The organism is Streptomyces sp. HM190 (assembly GCF_009857135.1).
In the GTDB taxonomy this organism is placed as follows: Bacteria; Actinomycetota; Actinomycetes; order Streptomycetales; family Streptomycetaceae; genus Streptomyces; species Streptomyces heilongjiangensis.
Map to the genome: position 1 here is coordinate 4,594,337 of NZ_CP047318.1, position 17,562 is coordinate 4,611,898.

Here is a 17,562-nt window from a genome sequence, read left to right on the forward strand (position 1 = left end):
ACGGCCTCACAGGTCGAAGGATTCGTGGTGGATGCGGCGGTCCGGGACGCCCGCGGCGCGCAGGGCCTCGTAGACGGTCCGCGCGAACCCCTCCGGCCCGCACAGGTACACGTCGTGGGCGTCCAGGTCGGGCACGGCGGCGCGCAGGGAACCGGCGGACAGGTCCGGCCGCCGGCCGTGCGGTCCGTTCAGCGCGTAGAGCACCGTCGCCCCGCGCCACCGGGCGACGGCCTCCAGTTCGGCGCCCAGGGCGAGGTCCTCGGCGGTGCGGCAGCGGTAGAGGAGGGTGACCTTCCCGGGCAGCGTCTCGAACAGGGCCCGCAGCGGGGTGATGCCCACCCCGCCGGCCACGAGCAGCGACCGGTGCGCCGTCCGCCGGTCCGCGGTCAGCGCCCCGTAGGGGCCCTCGGCCCACACCCGGGTGCCGGGCCGCAGCCGGGCGACGGCGGCGCTGTGGTCGCCGAGCGCCTTGACGGTGATGCGCAGCAGGTCCGGGCGCGGCGGCGCCGACAGGGAGTAGGGCGTGGAGGTCCAGCGCATGCCGTCGGTGAGGAACCGCCAGCGCAGGAACTGCCCCGGCCGCGCCCCCAGCTCGTGCAGCCGCCGGCCGCGGACGACGACGGAGTACACCCCCGGCGCCTCCCGGTGCACGGAGTCGACCCGCAGCCGGTGCCGCAGGTTGAGCCGTACCGGGGTCAGCACACGGAACCACAGCACCAGGGCCGCGACGCCCAGGTACAGCGCGTACCAGGCGGCGCGGGCCGCCGGGGAGCCGGTGAAGTCGGCGCCCAGGGCGAGCTGGTGGCCGAAGGAGAGGAACACCGCCGCGTACGTGAACAGGTGCGTGTAGTACCAGAACTCGTGGCTGACCCGTCGGCGCACCGCCCGCGCCGACACGATCCCGACCGCCACCAGCAGGACCGTGCCCGCGGTGGCCTTGAGCATCTCCGGGTAGTCCAGGACCACGGTCAGCGTCTCGCGCACGACGGAGGAGCCGTCCTGGGCGGCGTACCCGAGCAGGATCAGCACCACGTGGGCCACCAGCAGGCAGATCGTGTAGCGGCCCGCCCGTGCGTGCCAGCGCGCCACCCGGTCCGCGCCGACGCGCCGCTCCAGCAGCGGCACCCGGGCCATGAGACCGACGAGGACGGCGCAGGCGTACCCGCACAGCAGTCCGGTGATCCGCCCGGCGCCCGTCAGCCAGCCGGCGACGCCCACCACCGACTCCGTGTCCCACCACCACAGGGCGAGCACGGCGGCGGCCCCGGCCCACAGGGCGGCCAGCACGGGCCCGGCGGGAGAGCGCCGGGGGGCGGGAGGCGCGGGGGGCGCGGGGGCGGCCCCTGGTCGCGTGTACACCGTCGTCATCCGCGGGTCCTTTCGGCAGTGCGTCCGCCCTTCCGGCCGGACGGGTCGCCACGGTGCCGGAGCAACCTCTGAGCCCGCTCTCAGCGCGCGGGCCGGTCCACGGGCTCCGCCGCAGGTGGCGGGGGGTGCGCGGAGGGCCGGGGCAGAGCCGCGGCACAGCGGACTCAGAGGGAACTCAGAGGTCGGGGGAGGGGCCCCGGCCGCGCGGAGGCCGCATCCTGGTAGCTGAGATGAACACGCCCCGCCCGCGCGGCCCCGGCCGCCCCGCCCTGACCCGGACCGACGGCACCCCGCTCCGGGTCCTCGTCGTCGACGACGACCCCGACCTCGCGGAGGTCCTCTCCGGCGCCTTGCGCTATGAGGGCTGGGAGGTGCGTACCGCCGGGGACGGTGTCTCGGCGGTCGCCGCGGCCCGGGAGCTGCTGCCCGACGCCGTCGTCCTCGACGTGATGCTCCCGGACACCGACGGCTTCGCCGTGCTGCGTTCACTGCACGCCGTCCGACCCGACGTGTGCGTGCTCTTCCTGACCGCGCGGGACGCGGTCGAGGACCGCATCGCCGGCATCACGGCGGGCGGCGACGACTACGTGACGAAGCCGTTCAGCCTGGAGGAGGTCGTGGCCCGGCTGCGCGGACTGCTGCGCCGCGCCGGCATGGCCCGGCAGCTGGAGGACGGGCCGCGGCTGACCGTCGGCGATCTCGTCATGGACGAGGAGGCCCGTGAGGTCACGCGCGGCGGTGAACTCGTCGAGCTGTCCCGCACGGAGTTCGAACTGCTGCGGCTGCTCATGCGCAACCCGCGGCGCGTGCTCAGCAAGGCCCAGATCCTCGACCGCGTGTGGTCCTACGACTTCGGCGGGCAGGCCCACGTCGTCGAGCTCTACATCTCCTACCTGCGCAAGAAGGTCGACGCGGGACGCGAGCCCATGATCCACACGGTGCGGGGCGCCGGGTACGTGCTCAAGCCGGTGACCCGGTGACGGCCGGACGGCGGCACCCCGCCCCCGACGGCTCGGTGCCCGACGGCTCGGTGCCTGGTGGTTCCGCACCCGACGGTTCCGTGGCCGGCCGCCCCGCTCCGGCCCGGTCCCGACGGTGGCTGCCCCGTCTTTCCCGCCTGCCCTGGCCGCACACGCTGCGGGCCCGGCTCACCGCCGGCCTCGTCGTGCTGCTCGCGATCAGCTCCGCGGCCGTCGGGGTGGCGGCGGTCGTCGAGCTGAACGGCTTCCTCACCGGCCGCCTCGACCAGCAGCTGCGCGAGGCGGGCGTACGGTTCCCCGCGAGCCTGGAACACGGCGTCACCCCGCCCTCCGACCACGACGGCGACGAGGACGGCGACACCCGCCGCCAGGCCGCCGGGACCTTCGGGGCGCGGCTGGTCGGCGACACGGTCACCAACGCCGCCGTGGTCGCCTCCGGCAGCGGCACCGGCACGGTCACCGTCCGCCTCGGCCCCCGGGACCAGAGCAGGCTCGCCGCGCTGCCGGCCGACGGCGCCGGCCACACCACCGAACTCGCGGCGCTCGGCGACTACCGCATGATGGCGACCGCCGGCCGGGACGGCGACGTGCTGATCACCGGGCTGCCCATGGAGCCCGTGGAGGCCGCCGTGCACCGGCTGGAACTGGTCGCCGCGGTCGTCCTCGGCGCCGCCCTCACCGTCGCCGGAGTCGCGGGTGCCCTGTGGGTGCGCTGGTCCCTCCGCCCGCTCAACAGTGTCGCCGAGACCGCCACCCGGGTCAGTGAACTGCCCCTGTCCAGCGGCGAGGTGGCGCCCGCGCCCCGCGCGCCCGAGAGCGACCCGCGCAGCGAGGTGGGCAGGGTCGCCGGCGCGTTCAACGCGATGCTCGGCCATGTCGAGGACGCGCTGACCAAACGGCACGCGAGCGAGGAACGGCTGCGCAGCTTCGCCGCCGACGCCAGCCACGAGCTGCGTACGCCCGTGGCGTCGATCCGCGGCCACGCGGAACTCGCGCTGCTGCATCCCGGACCGGTGCCGCACGAGGTGGCGCGCGCCCTGGAGCGCATCGAGGCGGAGGCGGCCCGCATGGGCGAGGTGGTCGACGACCTGCTGCTCCTCGCCCGGCTCGACGCCGGCCGCCCCCTGGAACGCCTCCCCGTCGACCTGACCCGCCTCGTCCTGGACGCGGTGACCGACGCGCAGGCCGCGGGCCCCGGGCACCGCTGGACGCTGGAGCTGGCCGAGGAACCGGTGACGGTGCCGGGTGACACCCACCGCCTCCACCAGGTGCTGGCCAACCTGCTGGCCAACGCCCGCCTGCACACGCCCCCCGGCACGACGGTGACGGTCTCGCTGGGGACCGTGGACGGGACGGCGGTGCTGAAGGTCCACGACGACGGGCCGGGCGTCGCCCCGGACGTCCGCCCCCAGGTCTTCGAACGCTTCACCCGGGCGGACCGCCGCCGCACCGGGGACACGGGCGCCGGCACCGGCACCGGTCTCGGCCTGTCGATCGTGGCGGCGGTTGCGGAGGCCCACGGCGGCACCGTCGCCCTCGACAGCGCCCCCGGCTCGACCACGTTCACCGTCCGTCTGCCCCTCCACGCGGGCTGAGGCCGACGGACGCCGCTCCCCGCGGAGGCTCGGGAACGTGTGCGATGCTGCCGTCCCTGCCGTCCCTGCCGTCCCGGCCTCCGCCACCGGCCACGCGCCCCCGGCGCCGGGTGTGACGGGGGTCACGGGAAGCCGGTGTGAGGTGCCGGACAGCTCATCGAGGTGAGCACTCATATGCGTACCCGGGTACGGGCCGGGGATCCGAGCGCGTTCGCCGAACTCTTCGACGACTACGCCCGCGCGGTCTACAACCACGCCTTCCGGTTGACCGCCGACTGGTCCACGGCCGAGGACGTGATGGCCGCGACGTTCATGGAGGCGTGGCGACTGCGCGACAGGGTGGACCAGGAGGGCGGTTCCCTGCGGCCCTGGCTGCTGGGCATCGCCACCAACACCGCGCGCAACCAGTACCGGAGCAACCGGCGTTACCGGGCGGCGGCCCAGGCCGCTGCGGCGGCCGAACTCTCCGTCCCCGACCACGCCGAGGAGGTGGCCGACCGGCTCGACGGCCGGCAGCGCCTCGCGACGGCGCTGACCGCCCTCGCGAAGCTGCGCCGCCCCGAGCGTGAGGTCATCGCGCTCTGCCTGGGGGAGGGCCTGGACTACGAGGCCGCGGCGGAGGCGCTCGGCATCCCCGTGGGCACGGTCGCCTCCCGCCTGTCCCGGGCCCGCGCAAAGCTGCGCAAGCTCGCCGGGGCCACCGAGGACGGGCGTCGCAAGGGCTTCGCGGAAGGCCGGGTGCCGAGCGCCCCGGCATCCGCGGCGCTCGGCCGGAGTCTTCGGGAAAGTCCCGTGAAACGGGAAGGCGGCCGGCCGGGCCGACAGACAAGAGGCGATCACGCACCCGTGATCCGGCCCGCACAGGAAGGAAACCGATGAACGCGAACACGTCCCGGCAGAACGCTGCCGCCAGGGAAGAGGGCGACCAGCTCTTCGACCGGACGACGCGCGACCTGCCGCCGGGCCGTCACCAGTTCCACAAGGAGCGCATGATGGCCCAGATCCACGAGGCCCGGCAGACCGGGCTCACCGCCGCCGGAACGAAGGCGACGGCCCCGGCGAAGGCCCGGCGGTTCCGGCTTCCGCGTCCGGCGATCGCGCTGCCCGCGCTGGCGGCCACCGTGGCCGCGGTGATCGGCGCCGTGCTGGTGACGTCCGGCGGACCGGCCCGGCCCGGTGGCGTCGCCACCGGCCCGGCCCTGACCACCACCATCGGCGTGGCGAACGCCGAGGACGCGCCCCGGCTGCTCGACGAGATCGCGCTGGCGGCGGCGGACGGCACGCACCCGGTGGCCCGGCCCGGCCAGTACATCTACATCGAGTCCAAGACCGCCGACACCTTCGTGCGGACCGTCGACGGCGAGAGCAGCCTGGCCAGCCACGCGCTGCACACCCGCCAGGTGTGGCAGTCCCCGGACGGGACCAAGGGCTGGCTGATCGACCCGGCCGTGAACGACGGCCCCGAGGGCGAGACCCTGAGCCTCCCCGACGAGCAGGGCAACACCCCGCGGGCCAACCTGAACGCCCCCTCGTACGACTATCTGGCCAAGCTGACCACCGACCCCGACACCCTTCTGGCCAAGATCTACAAGGAGACCGAGGGGCACGGCAACACCCCCGACCAGCAGGCGTTCACCACCATCGGCGACCTGCTCGGCGAGAGCTACCCGCCGGCCGAGCTGGTGCCGGCCCTGTTCAAGGCCGCGGCGAAGATCCCCGGTGTCGTCGTGGTCGACGACGCGGTGGACGCGGTGGGCCGGCGCGGTGTGGCGGTGGCCCGTCTCGACGAGACCAGCGGCCAGCGCGAGGAGTGGATCTTCGACAAGAAGACGCACCACTACCTCGGCGAGCGGATCGTCCAGGTGAACCGGGTCGACGGCGACGACCTGATCAGGCCCGGCACCGTCGTCTTCACCAGCGCCATCATGAAGCGCGCCATCGTCGACGGCATCAGGCAGACCCCGTCCCACTCCGGCTGACGCGGCGGCGGACGGGCCCGGTGCCTCCGGCGGGTCGACCGGGGGCACCGGGCGGCGCCCCGTCCCCCTGTCGGCCCTTCCCCCAACCTCGGTACCGGCGGTGACGACAACGACTCCGGCGGCGGCGACGGCTGGGGCTCGGACGGCGGCGGGGGCGGCGACGGCGGTGGGGGCGGCGATCGAGGCGACCGGAGCGACCTGGGTGACCGGGGCGATGGGGGCGGCTGGGGCGATGGGGGCGGCGGTGCCGAGCCGCCGCCGAGGACGCCCCGCGGCACGCCGGGACGTCCCCGTTCCGGCCGCAAAGCCGGTGCGGCGCGGCCTCCTTGCCCCGTACGGCTCACCCTCCTCCCCCGTGTGGTCGTCGCTTCGCCCCGGATCCGCTGGCTTGCCCGGCGGCTGTTCGGGTACCGCGTTCTCATAAGGGTGGTATCCGTATGGTCAGGCGATTGCTGAAAGCGAAGGGTTCGTGACTCGTCTCAGCGGCTTCGGGGACGACGGGGCGAGGGGAACGGGCGATGCTCTGCCCCTCGCGCTGCGGATCGCCGATGCCGTGGAAAGCCTGGCGCATCTGTGGGCGACCGCAGGTCAGGGGGCGAGTCTGCGTCTGTCGCTCCATCAGTTGAAGGCGCTGCGCATCCTGGAGTCGGGACCGGGGCTCAACCTCACCGCTCTCGCCGAGGGGATGGAGATCGGACTGCCGACCGCCAGCCGTCTCTGCGACCGTCTGGAGGCGGCGGGCCTCGTGGAGCGCGCGCTGCATCCGCACAGGCGGCGCGAGGTCCAGCTGCATCTCACGGGACACGGCCGTCAGGTCCTGCACGAGGTGGCGTCGAACCGCTCCCACGCCCTCGCCGCGGTCCTGGCGGCCATGCACCCCGCGGAACGGGAGGCCCTGGGCCGGGGAATGCGCGCGTTCCTCACGGCCCACAAGAGCACCTCGGACGGCGGTGGTCCCCCTGCCGCCGGCCCGGACGGCGCGGGCCGGTCCGGGAACGGGCCGGGATACGCGGACGGTGTGGGCTCGGCCGAGGGCGGACCGCCCGGGGTGGGTCACGCCGACGGCAAGCCGGTAGGGCCGAGCCGGGTCGGGCCGGCCGGCTCGGGCTCGGACGGGTCCGGACCGGACGGTGCGGGGCCGGGCGGCGGCTCGGGCTCAGGTGGGTTCGGACCCGACGGTGCGGGGCCGGGCGGCTTGGGGTCGGGTGGGGTTGGGCCGGACGGTGCGGGGCTGAGGGGGGTGGACGGCGACGGCTGCGGCTCGCGGGGCGTCGGACCTGACACCGATGGCTCCTGGAGCTGACCGCGCCTCACCTGCGGCCGACCGCTCCGGGCCCCTTCGGGCCCCTTCGGGCCACTCCGGCATCTCCGGCCTGGCTCGGTGCTGCGGGCGTCTGCGGTTGTACGGCCGTCCCCGGCTTCCCGGCCCCCGGGCCGCCCCGGCTTCCCGGCCCCCGGTCGTCCCCGCCCCGACTTTCCGGCTTCCCGACCTCGACTCCCGGCCGCCCGGCCGTTCCTGGCATGTCGGCCTCCCGGCCGCCTGGGCGTCTCCGGATTCCCGGCTCTCAGACTGGCCTCCGGCTGCCCGGCCCCGCAGCCGCCACCGGTTCTCCAACTCCCTGGCCTCGCAGCCGTCTCCGGCTTCCCGGCTCCCCTGGCCTCACAGTCGTACCCGGCTCATCGCCGGTCGTCACCGACCCCCAGCCGAGCCACCTCTGTTCCCTCTCCCGTCTCCGCCCCTTCTCTCCCCTTCTCTCCCCCTTCCCTCCCTTCACATCGACCCGGAGCGTGGTGCGGGTACGTCCGGGAGCCACTCGGTCACCGTGACCGTCGTGCCGGTGCCGGGGTGGCTGTCCACCGTGAAGTCCTCGACGAGGCGTCGGGCGCCGCCGAGGCCCATGCCCAGTCCGCCGCCGGTGGTGTAGCCGTCGCTCATGGCCAGGTCGATGTCGCGGATGCCCTGGCCGGTGTCGACGAAGGAGAGCCGCAGCCCGCGTCGGCCGCGGTCGTCCAGCGCGGTGATCTCGGCGTGTCCGCCGCCCCCGTGGACGAGCGTGTTCCGGGCGAGTTCGCTGGCCGCCGTCACCAGCTTCGTCTGCTGGACCAGGCCGAACCCGACGCCGGCGGCCGAGTGGCGCACCTGCTGGCGCACCCAGGCCAGATCGGCGTCCGAGGCGATGGGAAGTCGTGTGGTCGGGTCGTCCGGGGCATGCATCACGCACCCCCTTGCGGGCGGACGGGCGGGGCCGTCGACGGGGCCGCCGACGGGGCGGTGGATCCGGCGGGGGAGCCGGTCACCGCGGGCTCGCTCCGGTGCCGGCGCGGGGGGAGACGCGGGTGTGCGCGGCCACCTCCGGCAGTCGCCCGCGCGGCGGCGCGACCGGCTCTCCGCCGCAGCCGCAGGCCTCGGTCGCCGTCCCCGCCGCCCTCGGGCCGGGCGTGCGCACGGCGGCCGGTGCGCCCGCCGCCGGGAAGCCGCTCGGCTCCCGCGTCGCCGCGGCGGTCGTTTCGCTCTCCGTCACGTGCGTTTCTCCCTGCCGCGCGCCCCGCGGCCGACCGGAAGGCGTCCATCAGGCAATTATTGCCGCATAGCAACATTAGCGTGTGGTCCGAGGAGCGGACAACGCGCTTGCGGGACACGGAGATTGTGCCGTCACCCCGGCCCGGCCGTCAGCCGGCCGACGGCCTCCCGCGCCAGTCCAGGCAGACGACCAGGGCGTCGTCGTCCGCCATCGCCTCGCCGCGGTGGCCGGTCAGCTCCCGCAGGATCGCGCGCGGCACCTCGGCCGCGGGCAGCAGCCGCGTGGAGTGGATGGCCCGTGCGAGGGCCGCGTCCCCGTACGTCTCCCCCTTCGGCGAGGCCACCCCGTGGACACCGTCGCTGACGAAGACCAGCCGGTCGCCGGGCTCGACGTGGAAGTCCTGGGCGACGTAGTCGGTCTCCTCGAACATGCCGAGGGGGAGCTGGGCGTCGAACGTGACGCGCTCCACCGTGCCGGAGCGCAGCCGCAGCAGCTGGGGCGAGCCCGCGTCCACGACGCTCGCGTGGCCCGTCGCCAGGTCGAAGTCGAACATCAGGACGGAGAGATAGCAGCGGCCCCGGTAGTGGGCGTAGACGGCCTGGTCGGCCAGGGCCGCCTGGTCGGCGATGGAGATGCCGGCCCGCCGGGCGTTGCGCAGGGCGTTGATGGCCAGGTTCGTGAGCAGCGACGCCTCTATGCCCTCGCCCATGCCGTTGGTGACGTACAGCGTCAGCCGGTCGGCGGTGGCGGACCAGTCGAAGTTGTCGCCGAAGATGGCGTAGGCGGGCTCCAGCTGGGCGCCCAGGTCGTACTCGGGGCGGGAGCAGGAGCGGCCGGGCAGCAGCTGCCACTGCATCTCGGCGGCCAGGGTGAGCCGGTCCTTGCGGCGCGTCTGCAGATAGAGGTCGGTGTCGCGTTCGGCGACGAGCACCTCGTGGCCGAGGACGTCGGCGACCTCGGCGAGTTCGGACTCCCATTCCCGCGCGGCGGCGTCGGGCAGGGTGACGGACAGCACGCCGAGCCGGTCGCCGCGCACGCTGACCGGCAGGTGGAGGCGGGTCCGCCCCTCGGGCCGCTGCTCCTGGTACGGCTTCTGCGAGCCGAAGGCCCGGCCGACCGTGGCGTTGTGCACCGGGACCGGCTCCAGGGTGTGCGGCAGGACCGACACCGGCTGGAGCACGGTCAGGCTGTAGTCGGCCATGAACAGCTCGGTCTCCTCCGCCCCGTACTGCTCGACCAGTACGGAACGCGTGGCGTCGAGCAACGCGTGGGGAGCCGCGGTGCGCAGCGCGCGCTCGGCGGCCAGGAATCTCTTCATGACGGGGAATACACCAATCTTTCTCCGCGGGGATGCGTGCCTGCGCTGTGAGGCCGGGTCCGGACGGGTCGTGCCGGGCGCTCGGGGCATCCACGGCCGAGTGCGCGCCGAGCGCCCTAGTACGCTGACAGTCAGCCCAGCGCCTGCGAGAGTGTGACCGTGACTGCCTTCCGCCGCCGCCCAGAGCCCGACGAGGTCGCGCGTGTGACCACGACGGCCGTCGAGCTGCTGGAAGTCGTGTGGGGCCGTGCCTCCACCGCGCCCACCTCGGCGTCGCAGCTGCGCGTCCTGCACATACTGGAGCACCAGGACGGCATCAATCTGCGCACCCTGGCGGAGACGCTGGCGTCGACGCCGCCGTCCACGAGTCGGCTGTGCGACCGGCTGCACGCGGCGGGGTTCATCGAGCGGGTGGTGAGCGCGGAGGACAGGCGCGAGGTGCGGCTGCACCTCAGCAGCCGGGGCCGCGCCTTCCTCGCCGACCTGCGGACCCGCAGGGAGCGGGAGCTGCGGAAGGTGCTGGCGGACATGCCCGCGGCCAAGCGGACCGCCCTGCTGGAGGGGCTGGAGTCGTTCTGTGCCACCGCGGCCACGCAGATCCACGACGAGGCCCCGGACTCCAGCAGCCGGACCGCCTGAGCGGTCCCGGGCGGCGTCGGCGGCATCGTCGCCCGACCGCGGCGGCGACCCGCGCACGGAGCGGTCTCCGTCCACCGGAGCATCCCTAGTCCTTCCCCGTGCCCGTCCGACACGGTTACTTTGTTGTCTCTCGGCTATTATTGTCAAACGACAACAGTTGGGGCCGTCATCGCCTGTACAGGTACGGGTACCCCGTGAGGGACGTGTTCGTCGGTGCCTGTGGGCCATGTCTCCCGAAAGAGGGACCTGTAGCCGCTCCAGCCCGTCGCGATCCGGGTCCGGGGCCCAAGCGAGCCCTGGCCGTCGCCGCTGACGTCAGGACGTCGTACTGCGCCCAGCCGCTGGTCTCGACATGGACGCGCCGGCCACCAGCCAGGCGCCCGCGAACACGGCCGGGTGGGGAACGCAGGCGACGGCCAGCAGGGCGAGGACGCCCAGGACGGAGCCGGTGGTCATCACGGCGCGCGGGCTCCGTCGGTCGAGGACGCGGCGCACGGGGATGCCGGTGAGGGCGGAGACGAGGAGCGCGCCCGAGAAGGCGCCAGTGGCGGCGGTGATCCGGGGGTTCAGGACGGGGAAGGCGTAGTACACGATCCCCCAGCTGGTGATCTGGGTGGCGCACAGGGCGGGCAGCGCCGCCCGGGGCCGTGACCGGACCCCCGTCCCGGTCACGGCCCCGCCGGAGCGGAGGTCGGTCACCGGCGGATCAGCAGCCGCCGGTGGCGGGGGCGGCGCCGATCCGGAGGGTGGCGGGGGCCCCGCAGCAGCCGCCGTCGTCGGCGCGGGCCGCGTCGGGCTCGTCGAACAGGCCCGCGCCGCCGCACACCCCGGTCTCGGGAAGGGTGAGTTCCACGCGTTCGGCGGCCTCGTGGTCCCCGGCGAGGGCGGCGGCCACCGAGCGGACCTGCTCGTAGCCGGTCATGGCGAGGAACGTGGGGGCCCGGCCGTAGGACTTCATGCCGACCAGGTGGACGCCCGGCTCGGGGTGGGACAGCTCCTTCACACCGTGCGGGTACACCGTGCCGCAGGAGTGGACGTTGGGGTCGATCAGCGGGGCGAGCGCGGTGGGCGCCTGGAGGCGTTCGTCGAGGCCGAGGCGGAGTTCGGAGAGGAACGACAGGTCGGGGCGGAACCCGGTCAGCACGACGACCTCGTCGACCGGGTCGAGGCGGCGGCCGTCCTCCGCGACCAGGACGAGCCGGCCGTCCCCCGCGCGTTCCACAGCCTGTGTACGGAACCCGGTGACGGCGCTCGCGTGGCCGGCGTCGACGGCGGCCTTGGCCCGCAGGCCCAGCGCGCCCCGCGCGGGGAGCTGGTCGGCCTCGCCGCCCCCGAAGGTGTTCGCCCCGATGCCGCGCCGCAGGACCCACACCGCGTACGTGCCGTCGTCCTCCCCGGCCAGGTCGGCGAGGAGCGCGAGGGCGGTGAAGGCGGAGGCGCCCGAGCCGACCACGGCCGTGCGCCGGCCGGCGTGGCGGGCGCGTACGGCGGGATCGCCCAGGTCGGGGACGCGGTACGTGACACGGTCGGCGGCGGCCCGCTCGCCGAGCGCGGGGAGACCGTCGGCGCCGAGGGGGCCAGGAACGGACCAGGTGCCGGAGGCGTCGACGACGGCGCGGGCGGTGAGCCGCTCCTCGCGGCCGTCGGCGGACCGGACGTGCACGGTGAACGGCTGCTCGTCGCGGCCGGAGTCGACGACACGGTCGCGTCCGGCGCGGGCGATCCCGGTCACCGTGGTGCCGTAGCGGACCCGGTCCCCGAGGGTGTCGGCGAGGGGCTGGAGGTAGCGCTCGGCCCAGTCGCCGCCGGTCGGGTACGCGACGGGGTCGGGGCGGACCCAGCCGGTCGGGGAGAGCAGCTTCTCGGCGGCCGGGTCGACGACCTCTGCCCAGGGGGAGAACAGCCGGACGTGCGCCCACTCCCGTACGGCGCTGCCCGCGGCCGGGCCGGCCTCCAGGACCAGGGGTTCCAGGCCGCGTTCGACGAGGTGGGCGGCGGCGGCCAGGCCGATGGGTCCGGCGCCGACGACCACGACGGGCAGCCGGTCGTCGGTGAGCGCTCTGGTGCTGGTCGCGGTCACGGGAATCCCCTTTGTTTCGATGTTCGTCGATCTCTTGCGCGGCCCAGCATGGCACCTGTATCGATGAGCGTCAACATAGACGTTCGTCGAATCATGGGGGGAGGTTCAGGGTGCGCCGAGTGCTGGTTCGATGTGTGTCAACATAGATGCATGTCGAACACCAAGGCGCTGCCGCTGCTGGATCCCGCGCCCGGCGAGGCCGCGGCGCCCTGCTGCCCGCCGCTCACCGAGCGCCCGTTCACCGCGGACGAGGCCGAGACGGCCGCGCGGATGTTCAAGGCCCTCGGCGATCCCGTGCGTCTGCGGCTGTTCTCCGCCGTGGCCTCCCACGAGGGCGGTGAGGCGTGCGTGTGCGACATCTCCGACGTGGGCGTCTCGCAGCCGACCGTCTCCCACCACCTGAAGAAGCTCAAGGAGGCCGGACTGCTCACCTCCGAGCGGCGCGGCACCTGGGTGTTCTACCGGGTCGAGCCGTCGGTGCTCGCCGCGATGGGCCGCCTGCTGACCCGGGCCGCGCCGACCTCCTGACACCGCGCCCCGGTCGGTCGGTCGGTGCGCTCCCCGCCGACCGGCGGGGTGAACGGGGCCGGTCGGCGGGTCAACTCCCGTTAGCCATCGGATGGTTGACCGCCGACGGGGCTCGGCAACGTTGTCCCGGTGACCGAGACCGACAGCGCCGCGAAGGCGCCCCAGCGACCCGCACCCGCACCCGGCGCCGCCGCGACGCCGGACCACGACCCGGCGACGGAGTCCGCCACGGCACCGGCGGGCACCGTGTCGACGGCGCGGCTGGTCGGGGTGGACCTCGCCCGCGCCCTCGCCGTGTTCGGCATGTTCGCCGTGCACGTCGGCCCCTTCCCCACCCCCGGCGGAGGGGTCGGCGACTGGTTCCTGGAGCTGGCGAGCGGCCGGGCGTCCGCCCTGTTCGCCACCCTCGCCGGGTTCTCGCTGACGCTGATCGCCGGCCGCCCGGAGCCCAGGACCGGCGCGGCGGGACGCCGGGCGAGGGCCCGTATCGTCATCCGGGCCGTGATCCTGCTGGTGGTGGGCACCGCGCTGGCGATGACCGACTTCGGCGGCGCCGGCATCCTCAACTTCTACGCCGTGTACTTCCTGCTCGCCCTGCCCCTGCTGCGGCTGCGCGCCAGGACCCTCGCGCTCATCGCGGTCGCCCTGGCGTTCGTGACACCGCAGCTCGCGTACGTCCTGCGCGCGCTGCTCACCGAGTCGCTGGTGACCACCATCGACGGGTACGACCCGATCGCCCGGCTCTCCGGGGTGGGCGTGCTCGACTTCCTCCTCACCGGCCTCTACCCGGCGATCACCTGGATGACGTTCGTCGTCACCGGTATGGCGCTGGGCCGGCTGGACCTGTCCTCCGGCACGGTGCGGCGGCGGCTGGCCCTGGCCGGTCCCGCGCTCATCGCGTTCGGCTACGGCGTCTCGTGGCTGGTGCTGCGGGTGACCGGCGGCGACAGGCAGATCGCGGCCACGATGCCCGACATGAAGGACTTCGAGGCCCTGAAGGACGCCGGCGCGTCGGCGGGAGCCTTCGACATGCCGGTCGGCGGCGGACTGTGGGGCCCCGACGCCTGGGGGCTGCTGGCGGCCGAGCCGCACACCGGGTCCACCTTCGACCTCATCGGCAGTCTCGGCATCGCGATCACGGTCCTGCTGTGCCTGACCGTGGCGCTGGACCGGCTGCCCGCGCTGCGCCGGTGGGCGGCGCCGGTCATCGCCGTCGGCACCATGTCCCTGACCCTCTACGTGGGCCACATCCTGGTGATCCTCGCCCTGCCCGGCGAGTCGGCCACGCCGCCGCGGTCCGCCTCCGCCGCGCTGCTGTTCTGCTTCGTCCTCGGTGCCACCCTGTTCGCGGCGACCTGGTCCCGCTTCTTCCGCCGCGGTCCGCTGGAGCACCTGCTCACCCACGCCACCCGGCTGGCGAACCGCGTCCGCTGACCCGCGGGCGCGCCCCCGGGACCGGGGCGGGGCCGCGGACCGTGGTGGCCGCGGCCCCGCTCGGGCGCCGGGGAGGACGGCGTGGGGTCAGGACGGGCGCCGTACCGCAGCCCGCGCCCGTCGGTGCCGGCGTGGACGCGGCCGAAGGCGCCGGTCGCGCCGATGCCGATGCCGGGGCCGGGGCAGGCCGGAACCCGTCGGCGGGGCCACGGTGTCGACGGCCCCCGTGGGACTCCGACGAGAGGCCCGCAGATGTCTTGTCGCTGCCTGGTCATGTCCTCGACACTGTCGTGATGATCGTCTGGTTGGCGTGGGCCGGTTCCGCCGTGGGGTACGCGGTCCTCGTGCTGGGGGCCCTCTCGCTCGACCAGCGCATCCACACCCGGGCGGTCGCCCAGGCCCTGGCCCGCCACCGGGCGACGCAGCCGGAGCCCGCCGACGCCGTACCGGACGAGGACCTCAGGCTGGGGGTCGCCGCCGTCGCCGTCCTCGCCCAGGGGGACGGCAGCGTCCACCGCGCCTTCTTCACGGTGATCACCGACATGGTGGCGCGCGGCGTCCTGAAGCCGGCCACGGAGGACGACGGCACCCCGACCCTGCGGATCGCGAACCGCCGCCGCGCCTGCCCGCCCGACGCGTCCGAGGCGGAGGCGGAACTCCGGAGCCACGCCGCCCACCAGAACCCCGCCGCCGCGGACCCGCACAGCGTCATGCATCCCACCGCCGACCGGCTGATGACCGAGGGGTACCTACGGGGCCGCGGGGTGTACATCGACTTCGAACGCCCCTGCCTCTTCTGGTCCCGGACGGTCGCCGCGCTCACCCTGCCGCTCGCCGCGCTGGAGACGTACGCGTTCCTGGACTGGCGGTACGCGCTGGTGGCGGGGTGGACGTCGATCGCGATGATCGTGGTGGCCTGGGGGCTCGCCCTGCCGGACGGCGACAGCCCCAGGGAACTGCGGCTGCCCGTGCTGACGGAACGCGGCGAACAGGTGGTCCGTCAGGCGCGGGCCCGCCACGCCCACCTGGACCCGGCGAAGCGGCCCGCCGCACGGCCGTACGCCCCCGACGAGGCCGCTGCCGCCTACGCCGTCTTCGGGGAGGCGGCCTACGCCCACTTCGCCGCGCACACCCCCGGCTTCGCCGCCGCGGTCACCGGCGGCGTCGAGCTGCGCCTGGCGAGCAGGGCCGCCGAGCACCACAGGCGCCACCGGACCGACTTCCTCGGCTGAGCGCGGGCCGCCTCACTCCGTGGCCGGGGCGGCCTTGCGGACGTGCAGCACATGGCCGTCCAGGGGCAGCGGGGAGCGGTCCACCAGGGTGAGGCCCGCGTCGGTGAACAGCCGGGCGTAGTGCTCGGCGCGCCGTTCGCGTCCGCCCACGTTGCACATCATGTGCAGGTCCCAGGCGGTGGCCAGCGACACCGAGCCGTCGGCGGGCAGAACCCGTTCGACGACCAGCAGATCGGCGTGGTCGGGCATCGCGCGGGCGCAGTGGCGCAGGATCCCGCGGCAGCGCTCGTCGTCCCAGTCGTGCAGGACGCGGGACAGCACGTACACGTCACCGCCCGTGGGAACGTCCGCGAAGTCGCCGGCCAGGAAGGCGCACCGCGCGCCGAGGCCGGCCTCGGCGAGCCGGGCGCGGGCGGCCTCCACGGCGTGCGGACGCTCCAGCAGCACCCCGCGGAGCCGGGGGTGCGCGGCGAGGACCCGGCCGAGCAACTCCCCGTTGCCGCCCGCGACGTCGACCACCGTGGCCCCGGCGGGCGCCCCGGCGGCGGCGGTGAGCGCCGGGTGCGCGGGGACGGGGTCGAACATGGCGGCCCCGGCGGCCATCGACCGGTCGAAGAGGTCCGCGAGCCGGGGGTCGCGGGCGAAGTGGTCGAAGTGGTTCTCGCCGAAGAGGTGCTCGAAGGCGACCTGCCCCGTGCGCACGGTGTGCCCGAGCCCGGCGAAGGAGGTGTAGAACGGGCCGCCGTACATCAGCGCCAGCGCCCGCATCGAGCCCGGGACGCCGTCGCGCAGCAGTGCGCCCGTCCCGGTGAGCCGGAAGCCGTCCCGGCTCTCCGTCACCGCGCCCAGCATCGCCAGATAGCGCAGCAGCGTCGCGAGGTTCCGCGGCCGGGCGCCGACCTCCCGCGCCAGTTCCTCCACCCCGACCACGCGGTCGCCGTCCAGGGCGTCGGCCACCCCGAGCTGGGCGAACGTGCTCAGGGCCTGCGTCGTCCAGGCCCCGGTCAGCAGGCGCAGGAGCGTTTCAGCGGGCTGCCGTGCGCGATGCTCGTCGAGGTGCGCGGCGAGCAGGTCGCGGTGGTCACCGGGCACGTACAGCTCCACCCGCCGGTACCCGGCCTTCGCCTCGTCGGGTGCGTCGAAGTAGAAGACGGTGCCGTCCTCGTGCGGGTTGTAGCCACCGCCGTCCGGGGTGGCCCCGTAACGCGCGAACGTGGCGCACAGGCCGCGCAGCACCAGCGGGTCGGGGGCCACCACGTCGAAGCCGACATGGGTCTCGTGCTGCCGCTCCCGCTCGTGCGCGGCGACGGCGTCCAGGTCCGATCCGGGCGGCACGGTCAGCGCGAACACCTCGACCAGGCGGTGCGCCCCGTCCCCGCCGACCACGGCTCGGCGCACGATGCCGACGTCCAGTTCGGCCGTCGGCCGCCGGTGCCGCAGGGCCAGCCGCTCGCGGACCACCACGCTCGGCTGCCGCGGCGCGACCCCGGCGAGCCCGCAGTCGGCGAGCATGGCCTCCAGCTCGGCCTCGCCGGACGGGAAGACGAGCAGTGCGGCATGGGAGAAGCGGCAGTGCTCCGCGAGGGCCCGCAGCTCGGGGCCGTCGAGGCCGGGCAGCAGGAGCGGCAGCAGGGCGGCGGTGTCCTGCTCCTTGACGAAGTCGACCGTCGCGAGCAGGCGGGACGTGTCGCCCGACAACGTCGTGATCATGTGCGGGAGTCCTCATTCGGATACGCGGAAGGAGAGGCGGATGTGGGAGCGGGAGCTGAAGTGGGCGGAAGTGGGGCGGAAGCGGGAGCGGGGAGCTGTGCTGGGGGCGGATGCGGGAGCGGGAGCGGGAGCTGAAGTGGGGCTGAAGCGGATGCGGTCGGGCGGGAGGGTGACGCG

Annotated in this window: 14 protein-coding genes and 2 pseudogenes; 9 read left to right on the plus strand and 7 right to left on the minus strand. The window is 74.8% G+C overall.

Annotation, left to right across the window (positions count from 1 at the left end):
* Nucleotides 1-6: 6 nt before the first annotated feature.
* Entirely contained in the window at nt 7-1,368 is a 1,362-nt protein-coding gene (locus GSY65_RS19530) for a ferredoxin reductase family protein (protein WP_159770470.1), read from the minus strand.
* Nucleotides 1,369-1,598: 230 nt separating this feature from the next.
* Here GSY65_RS19530 and GSY65_RS19535 point away from each other — a divergent pair, with 230 nt between their 5' ends.
* The 5 genes and pseudogenes from GSY65_RS19535 to GSY65_RS33870 all read left to right on the plus strand — a co-directional run.
* Complete coding sequence (locus tag GSY65_RS19535; protein WP_159770473.1) at nt 1,599-2,348, plus strand: response regulator transcription factor; 750 nt, start codon at nt 1,599-1,601, stop codon at nt 2,346-2,348.
* Nucleotides 2,349-2,467: 119 nt separating this feature from the next.
* Entirely contained in the window at nt 2,468-3,943 is a 1,476-nt protein-coding gene (locus GSY65_RS19540; RefSeq protein WP_159776166.1) for a sensor histidine kinase, read from the plus strand.
* Nucleotides 3,944-4,117: 174 nt separating this feature from the next.
* Entirely contained in the window at nt 4,118-4,822 is a 705-nt protein-coding gene (locus tag GSY65_RS19545; RefSeq protein ID WP_159770476.1) for an RNA polymerase sigma factor, read from the plus strand.
* The gene (locus GSY65_RS19550; protein ID WP_159770479.1) at nt 4,819-5,922 is read left to right on the plus strand and encodes a CU044_5270 family protein; all 1,104 of its coding nucleotides are present in this window, start codon (nt 4,819-4,821) and stop codon (nt 5,920-5,922) included. Before GSY65_RS19545 ends, GSY65_RS19550 begins: the two co-directional genes overlap by 4 nt.
* A 469-nt stretch (nt 5,923-6,391) precedes the next feature.
* A pseudogene (locus GSY65_RS33870) lies at nt 6,392-6,871 on the plus strand (MarR family winged helix-turn-helix transcriptional regulator); the annotation flags it as partial.
* Between the two features lie 822 nt (nt 6,872-7,693).
* Here GSY65_RS33870 and GSY65_RS19560 read toward each other — a convergent pair.
* The 3 genes from GSY65_RS19560 to GSY65_RS19570 all read right to left on the minus strand — a co-directional run bounded on the left by GSY65_RS19560 (nt 7,694) and on the right by GSY65_RS19570 (nt 9,762).
* A complete protein-coding gene (locus tag GSY65_RS19560; protein WP_159770485.1) occupies nt 7,694-8,137 on the minus strand; it encodes an ATP-binding protein in 444 nt (147 codons plus the stop codon).
* Between the two features lie 79 nt (nt 8,138-8,216).
* Entirely contained in the window at nt 8,217-8,444 is a 228-nt protein-coding gene (locus GSY65_RS19565) for a hypothetical protein (protein WP_159770488.1), read from the minus strand.
* 148 nt (nt 8,445-8,592) lie between these two features.
* Complete coding sequence (locus GSY65_RS19570) at nt 8,593-9,762, minus strand: PP2C family protein-serine/threonine phosphatase (protein WP_159770491.1); 1,170 nt, start codon at nt 9,760-9,762, stop codon at nt 8,593-8,595.
* Between the two features lie 204 nt (nt 9,763-9,966).
* On the opposite strand from GSY65_RS19570, the gene GSY65_RS19575 reads away from it, so the two are divergent.
* Nucleotides 9,967-10,401: a MarR family winged helix-turn-helix transcriptional regulator gene (locus tag GSY65_RS19575; RefSeq protein WP_159776168.1), complete on the plus strand. Its 435-nt coding sequence runs from the start codon at nt 9,967-9,969 to the stop codon at nt 10,399-10,401.
* A 348-nt stretch (nt 10,402-10,749) separates the two neighbouring features.
* Here the strand turns inward: GSY65_RS19575 and GSY65_RS19580 are convergent.
* Both GSY65_RS19580 and GSY65_RS19585 read right to left on the minus strand, forming a co-directional pair.
* A pseudogene (locus GSY65_RS19580) lies at nt 10,750-11,100 on the minus strand (MFS transporter); the annotation flags it as partial.
* Nucleotides 11,101-11,107: 7 nt separating this feature from the next.
* Nucleotides 11,108-12,481: an FAD-dependent oxidoreductase gene (locus tag GSY65_RS19585; protein ID WP_159770494.1), complete on the minus strand. Its 1,374-nt coding sequence runs from the start codon at nt 12,479-12,481 to the stop codon at nt 11,108-11,110.
* A gap of 150 nt (nt 12,482-12,631) precedes the next feature.
* Between GSY65_RS19585 and GSY65_RS19590 the strand changes: the two genes are divergently transcribed.
* From GSY65_RS19590 to GSY65_RS19600, 3 genes are all read left to right on the plus strand, one after another.
* Nucleotides 12,632-13,009, plus strand: a complete 378-nt coding sequence (locus tag GSY65_RS19590; RefSeq protein WP_159770497.1) for an ArsR/SmtB family transcription factor — start codon at nt 12,632-12,634, stop codon at nt 13,007-13,009.
* A gap of 129 nt (nt 13,010-13,138) precedes the next feature.
* Nucleotides 13,139-14,443 (plus strand): DUF418 domain-containing protein, encoded by a 1,305-nt coding sequence (locus GSY65_RS19595; RefSeq protein WP_159770500.1) that lies wholly within the window; start codon nt 13,139-13,141, stop codon nt 14,441-14,443.
* Between the two features lie 293 nt (nt 14,444-14,736).
* Nucleotides 14,737-15,675, plus strand: coding sequence for a hypothetical protein (locus GSY65_RS19600; protein WP_159770503.1), 939 nt, complete (start codon nt 14,737-14,739; stop codon nt 15,673-15,675).
* A gap of 12 nt (nt 15,676-15,687) precedes the next feature.
* Here the strand turns inward: GSY65_RS19600 and GSY65_RS19605 are convergent, their stop codons facing one another.
* Nucleotides 15,688-17,385 (minus strand): methyltransferase, encoded by a 1,698-nt coding sequence (locus GSY65_RS19605; protein WP_159770506.1) that lies wholly within the window; start codon nt 17,383-17,385, stop codon nt 15,688-15,690.
* Nucleotides 17,386-17,562 lie beyond the last annotated feature (177 nt).